The following is a 7,276-nucleotide window of genomic DNA, read 5'->3' as shown; positions in this document are numbered from 1 at the left end:
AAAGATAAAATGCCGATAGAGCTAGTATTTAACTAGTTCCATCGGCATTAACAGCAACACTTTTTGTCCTATAACCCGAAATAACACGAACCAAAAGTTCTATATAAAGCTATCATATAAAACATAAAGGGCATTCACTAGCCGTCGCTAGCAAATGCCCTTTATGCATATAGTTTGAGAGTGTAAGGACTGTTGAGAGAGAGTATATATGACCCAGAAAAGTTTGAGAGAGAACTTATTAAGAGAGAGAAGTTTAGTTTGTACTTTTCCGGAATCAAACTTCAGCCTTACTAGAATTAGTATACATTGTATATCTAAATTATCAAAGTAACATTATAAAATATTGTTAAAACTTTGATTATATCTATATAATAACCCTCGATAAATTCATATTTAATCAACAGCCACGAATAACGTGAATATAGTATGAATATATTTTTCAGTTATCAAACAAATTTATAACCCACACCCCATACGGTAATAATATGTTTACTATCTGATGGATTATCTTCAATTTCTTCACGTAAACGGTTGATATGTACAGCTACTGTTGCATAATCACCATAGGAGTCTAGCCCCCAAACGCGAGAGTATAATTCTTCTTTACTAAATACGATATCACGGTTACGCATTAAAAATTCTAATAATTGAAACTCTTTCTTTTTAAGGTGAACTTCTTTTTCGTTTACCCAAACTTTCATCATCTTAGGATCAAGGCGAATCTCACCGGATTGAATAGCATTAGTTTCCATCGCATCACGCTCTGTTAACCGTTTATATTGAGCTAGCATAGCTTTGATTTTTGCAATCAATACAGATGGAGAGAATGGTTTTTCAATATAGTCATCAGCGCCTACACCTAAGCCACGGATTTTATCAATATCATCAAGACGAGCCGTTACCATTACAATTGGTACGCGAACCTTGTCACGAATTTGGCGACAAACTTCAAAACCATCCATTTCTGGCAACATAACATCAAGGATGATAAGGTCTACAGGAGTATTTAAAGCAGCCTCAATACCATCCGTACCATTAGTCATAATCGTAACATCATAACCTGCCACCATTAAATAATCACGCTCAATATTGGCGATATCCAAATCGTCTTCAATAATTAAGATATGTTCACTCATGATTCTTCTCCTTGTTTAGGAAATTCTAATATAACACGTAGACCATGTGGTCTTACATTTTCAATCACAACTCGGCCTTCAAAGATTTCCATAATTCGACGAATAATCGATAATCCAAGACCACTACCTTCTTGTGGGTTCGTACGAGACGAATCTACACGGTAAAACGGGCGCATTAGACGCTCTAGAGATTCCGGCGGTACCCCTGGGCCATCATCACTGATAACACAGTATACATAATCATCATCACTAGTTACATCAATCACACAATGACCAATATCGGCCATTTTATACTTAGCACTGTTATTCAACACATTTTGCAAAACACGTTGTAACAATTGTGGATTTGCATTAATAAAAGCATTTTCAGTTGCTATGCGGGATTTGATTTCAAGTCCTCTTGTTTGATAAGGAGCCAAATGATCTTCAACAAAATCACGTACATATTGACCAAGTTCAATTCGTTCAGATGGACGTGACTCTTTCTTATAATTCAATGTTGTAATAAGGAACAATTCCTCTAACATAGAATCTAAATCATTAGCCCGTTTCAAAATGATTCCCATATAGCGTTTTTGTTGCTCTTCTGTTGGTGCAATACCATCACGAACACCTTCTGCATAGGCTTTAATAGCTGTTAATGGTGTTCGGATATCATGGGATATCCCTGCTAACAACTCTTTTTGTTGTTCCTGTTCCATTTCAATCTGACGATTGGCCATTTCTAACGATTTTGTCATATTCTTAACATGAATCATAATGAAGCGTGTAACAAATCGGTTAATAGCAAAGAAGGTAACAATAAAGAGTAATATAGCCACTACAATAATATAGAAGGAAACTGATTCCATTAAACTATCACTACCATGAGTAGCTCGCTTTATAGCAATATGATATACGTAAGCATGACGCCCATCGTATTTCCTCATTTCATATACGAAAGTATTATTGGACTGATATACGATACCTTGTAATTCAGGGTTTACATCAATAAGGCCAACAATAGCAGAGGCACTATAGATTTGAGGATTACCATAGTTATACACCATATTACCTTGATCTAGTACTTCTACATATACTTCCTTTGGATCCAGCAGGCTATAGCTAGGCTTGACTAAGCTATCTATTAAGTTGTTTTCTAAACCATAAAAGGTAATTGTTTCAGTGATTCGACTGACACTTTTAAACTGTTGTTCCTGCTCAATACGCAAATAGTAACCGGCATTAGCCAATATGCGCAGACCTGTAAAGTATAGCAAAAATAAGATAATTGCTATCAAAATAGGCACTACAAAGAGCACAACATTGGATATCCAAATCCGTATTTGTAAATTCACAGGGTTACCTCAATATCATAAATCTTAGATACTCCTTATAGTTTACGCTATTTTTAATACTTAAAGCAAGTATATTAATCAAAAAAATAATGTAGCTTTCATTTTTTATTCATCATCAGTTTATAATTAATAGTTGATATATAAGTACGGTAAGCCTTATTTTATCTAGCATTTTATAACTTTTAATACAATCCACACGCATCCGGGCGAATTACATAAATGCGATACAAGTATTTTTTTGGACATAAAATACAAATATTTATATCCCCCCCTTACAATAATCTCTATATTTTTTATAAACTCTCTAAATATAAAAATATCATATCCAAAAAAACGCGTTTACATCATCTATATTTTTCAACCTTATGATTACTATGTAAACACAAAAAAAGAGGATTCCTAAGGAATCCTCTTTTAATATTTGGATTAACGACGATTTGCATCGAAGAAGTTAATAGCAACTTCTGGGAACATAGCGTAAGTCAATACGTCTTCGTCAGTGATACCATTGTAGCCTTTGGAAGCTAAATCTTGACGGTAACCTTCCAATTCAGGTTCGATAAGATCTGCTGGACGGCAAGTGATAGGTTCTTCATCACCGATGATAGTGTGACGGATTTCATCAGAAATTTTACCAGGCAATGCACCGTATTTACCGCGTACAAGGTCTTTAACTTCGTTAGGAACCATTTTATAACGGTCGCCCATCATAACGTTCATCATAGCCATTGTACCAACGATTTGGGATGTTGGAGTTACCAATGGAGGGTAACCCAAGTCTTCACGTACGCGTGGCATTTCATCCATAACGTCGAAGAAGCGATCGCCCATACCCATTTCGTTCAATTGGTTTTGAGTATTGGACAACATACCGCCAGGAATTTGGTAACGACGAACTGCTGGGATTACATCACTAGCTGGTTTCAAGTTGAATTCTTCAGCGATTTGTTGTTTTACTTTACGGAAGTGGTCAACTAATGGAATGTATTTATCAAGGTCAAGACCAAGATCCCATTCAGTGCCTTTGAACATTTCAATCATAGTTTCAGTAGCTGGTTGGCTAGTTGCATGAGCGAATGGAGAGATAGCAGTATCGATGATATCTACGCCAGCTTTAGCAGCTTCCCAGTATGTAGTGCTTGCAAGACCGCAAGTGAAATGGCTGTGCAAGTCGATTGGCAATTCGCCAAAACGTTTTTTGAATGTGGAAACCAAATCATATGCATCAGCAGGTCCTAACAAACCGGACATATCTTTGATACATAAGGAATCTGTACCCATTTCTACCAATGTTTCAGCTACTTTCAAGAAGCTTTCAGTTGTATGAACTGGGGAGATTGTGTATACCATAGCGGATTGAACGTGTGCGCCTGCTTTTTTGGAGTACTTAATAGCAGCTTCCATGTTACGAGGGTCATTCAATGCGTCGAAGATACGGATACGATCAATACCATTTTTTACAGCTGCATTACAGAATGCTTCTACTACATCATCAGAGTAGTGTTTGTAGCCCAACAAGTTTTGGCCACGAAGTAACATTTGTAGTGGAGTGTTTTTCAAATTGGATTTCAATTTACGAAGGCGTTCCCATGGATCTTCATTCAAGAAACGAAGACAGCTGTCATAAGTAGCGCCGCCCCAACATTCAAGAGCTTCATAACCAATTTCATCTAAAAGGCCAAGCACTGGTTCCATTTGTTCGTAACGCATGCGTGTTGCCAAAATAGATTGATGACCGTCGCGAAGAACGGTTTCGCAGATTCTTAATTTTTTAGCCATGTTAATCCTCCAAATCGAAATAGTTTATGCATGTAATTTTATACATCCACTACATAACTATCTCATACCTATTTTTTTACGATTTTTATAGCACTTGCTCACACGAGCAAATACTCAAGCAATCGTTAAGACATACTTATATTAGACTACTTATAGAATTCTTTGTCAACAACCACATTATGCTATTTACTCATGATTTCATGTATTCAATTATGATTTTTTCGTGATAGAAATCACAATAAAGTGCTAAGAAGCTAGGATTTAACATGTATTTTTAATCAATTTAATTTCTTTGTAATTTCTCTTTTTAATGAGAAACCAAAATTTATATCGCAATAATTTTTAGTTATTATTGGCCAGCCGCCAAAGTATATCGGTATTTATAAATCTAGTACTTCGATAATCATCGGTACACTTATGAGCTCATCACTTTTATTGATAATGCACCTGTATTATTGTGATTTATAAATATACAAAAGAACCTACCTTTTATAGGTAGGTTCTTATAGTAAGCAATTATTATTATATTATTTTTCAGGTTTTACCTTTTTTGGTGCCGTTTCAAGAACGATATTTTTACCATCTCGTTTAACTTGGATAGAGAATGCACCCTCACCTTCTTTGAAGTATTCCATCTTAATATCGAGCAACATTTTACCAATTAAAGTTTCTACCTTCTCTGTAAGGAATTCACGATAGAATGCATCTTCCTTTTGTTTTGGACTTTGATATACGACAGGTTTCTTAGCAGAACGCTCTCTATCAAGCATTGTTTCTTCAAAATTTTCAGTATCTTTAAAGTTTTTCATCATATCCGCATCGGATAAGCCTTTTTGAATTTTAAACTTTGCCATGTTTATCTCCTATTAATTCGAAAATTGCCTTTTTCACGCGTACCGATTCAATACCAGACATACAATATTGATCAGGCTTAGGACAACGTCGTTTACGACATCCTAAGCAATCTAACTCATCATTAACAAGAACCTTAAAGTTCCCCGTCAACGGTCCCCACAGCTTAGGATCTGTAGGTCCAAAAAGCGCGACAACAGGTTTATTTAAAGCTAGTGCAATATGCAATGCACCCGTATCAGCAGTCACTACTACATCGCAACTTTCAATTAAAGCCCCTACCTCTTGAAGTGTGGTTTTCCCCAACATATTCAGCATAATTTTATCAAGGCCATCAGCCGTTATGGAGTCCATCAACGGTTTGTATTGAGTTGCCTCTTTTGGACCGCCTAAGCACACAAAATTGGCTCTATACTGGAGAGATTTAATGAGAGAATACCATTTCTCTTGAGGCCACTCTTTCGTCGCCCAAGATGTGCCTAGGACAAGACCTATACGCAGTGGCTTGTCCACCTCTCCGCGATTTAAGGAGGTGTCATAATTGATTGATTCCCACTGATTTTCTGCCCAAGCATGCAAATCGGAGGGTACAAAAAAATCCATGTGGTATAACCGTTTACCATTAGAACCGTTGACTATACAAGGTTTTTCATCATCGGCGATAACAGTAGTAGATGTAGTTAATCCACTATGCTCTACAACGGCTGTATTCAGTAATTTAGCAACCTCTATATAGCGCTTAATGACATGATCTGTACTCGGCTTTGCCTTGTAGTTAGTAAACATCCAATTTAGCTCTTTTGTACCACCAAGCCCAAGGCGAATAGGTGCACCTGATGCCAATAAAACGAGCCCTGTTATGAGTCGCCCTTGTACATCGACAGCCACATCAAATTTGTATGGTTTTAACTTATCTCTAAGTTCCCACCACATGCGCCACATCGTTGGAATATGTAGTTTTTTAGAATGTGCTTCGTATTCATCCCGCTCCCAAGGAATGATTTCATCTACATAGGGATTTCCCTGTAAAAGTTCTACCATACTAGGGGTTACGATCCAATGTAGCTTTGCCTCTGGGTAATGCTCTTTGATCCAGCGCGCAGCAGGTGTGGCATGTAGTATATCCCCTATGTAGCTGAGTCGTACAAATAATATATTCATATATATCCTTATAGTACAAACGAGTATAGGAATAAAGCCTTTATAATGAATCATTATAAAGGCCTTTTCTTAAGATTTCTTTTTACTATCGCTAGATGATTTAGATGATGTATCATCCTCTGTCACCTTTGTAGTTTCGTCGCTACCATTCTTGATAATGTCTTTTACATCGGACAATGTCAATTCATTGAATGTAGTAGGATGATTATATTTATAAACTGGTTTGAAGCCTACACCCAATTTACCTGTATAAATAGTTAGGGCATTATTATCTTCATCCACGCGAGCAATATAGATAGTTTTATCCATATCAACGCCAATTAGGCGGAAACGTCCTGGTGGATTAATTACACGCCAACCACCTTCAATGCCGTTAAACATGAAGATATCACCAGTTTTAACGTTGTCATAGAAGAATCTATCTTCATCATAGAATACGCCAATATGGCCAATATCCGTAGCCTGCATATAAACGCGACGCGTATCATAGTTCGCATCAGTACGATAAATACGATATGCGTTTTCTTGAACTTTTACCTTCATGTACACAACATTCGTCGCTTCAGAATACGCAGCATCTACGATTTTACTATTACGAGGCAAATCTTCAAGTTTTGTATCTACTTCATGTTCAGGATCATCCGCATTGAGACGAGCCATAACAACCTCTCTAGAGTCATATAGACCCATGATGGCATAGTTACGGTCAGGCATCCAACTAAAGTAACTAATAGAGCGGCCCTTCAAATCTATTGTGGTAGGCTTACTTTCATTAGCCTTATAAATCTTCAAAGAGCTTTCAGTAACAACCGCCATGAACTGACGGTCATATGATACATATTTAGTACCTTCCTTAATATCAGGGAAGTTTTTAGTATCATCCTTAGAAGCGCCGGCTACATTAAAATCTGTAGTCGGTGCAAACATATATTGATCAAGGTATAGGTACACCCCACCTTGCAGAAGAATACCTACCGCAAAGGCGCTCAGTACACGCGTAAAAGGTTTCAT

At 36.9% G+C, this 7,276-nt stretch carries 6 protein-coding genes; all 6 read right to left on the bottom strand.

The annotated features are described in order from the left end of the window. Positions 1 to 446 precede the first annotated feature (446 nt). Positions 447 to 1,136 (bottom strand): response regulator transcription factor, encoded by a 690-nt coding sequence (locus LKD20_RS07705; RefSeq protein ID WP_004693664.1) that lies wholly within the window; start codon positions 1,134 to 1,136, stop codon positions 447 to 449. Beyond that, the gene (locus LKD20_RS07700; RefSeq protein ID WP_227721369.1) at positions 1,133 to 2,473 is read right to left on the bottom strand and encodes a sensor histidine kinase; all 1,341 of its coding nucleotides are present in this window, start codon (positions 2,471 to 2,473) and stop codon (positions 1,133 to 1,135) included. The genes LKD20_RS07705 and LKD20_RS07700 overlap by 4 nt, the downstream gene beginning before the upstream one ends. 426 nt (positions 2,474 to 2,899) lie before the next feature. Next, on the bottom strand, positions 2,900 to 4,252 hold the full coding sequence (locus tag LKD20_RS07695) for a pyruvate carboxylase subunit B (protein ID WP_119206482.1): 1,353 nt from the start codon (positions 4,250 to 4,252) through the stop codon (positions 2,900 to 2,902). Positions 4,253 to 4,779: 527 nt separating this feature from the next. Then, on the bottom strand, positions 4,780 to 5,106 hold the full coding sequence (locus tag LKD20_RS07690; protein WP_227721368.1) for a hypothetical protein: 327 nt from the start codon (positions 5,104 to 5,106) through the stop codon (positions 4,780 to 4,782). Next, positions 5,093 to 6,265: a glycosyltransferase family 9 protein gene (locus LKD20_RS07685; protein WP_227721367.1), complete on the bottom strand. Its 1,173-nt coding sequence runs from the start codon at positions 6,263 to 6,265 to the stop codon at positions 5,093 to 5,095. Before LKD20_RS07685 ends, LKD20_RS07690 begins: the two co-directional genes overlap by 14 nt. Before the next feature lie 69 nt (positions 6,266 to 6,334). Beyond that, positions 6,335 to 7,276 carry a hypothetical protein gene (locus LKD20_RS07680; RefSeq protein ID WP_227721366.1) on the bottom strand — a complete coding sequence of 314 codons (942 nt, stop codon included), beginning with the start codon at positions 7,274 to 7,276 and terminating at the stop codon, positions 6,335 to 6,337.

The sequence above is a fragment of the Veillonella fallax genome, assembly GCF_020687175.1.
Classification (GTDB): Bacteria; Bacillota; Negativicutes; order Veillonellales; family Veillonellaceae; genus Veillonella; species Veillonella fallax.
Note: the sequence above shows the minus strand (reverse complement) of the source record. Positions and strands in the feature narration are given on the sequence as shown.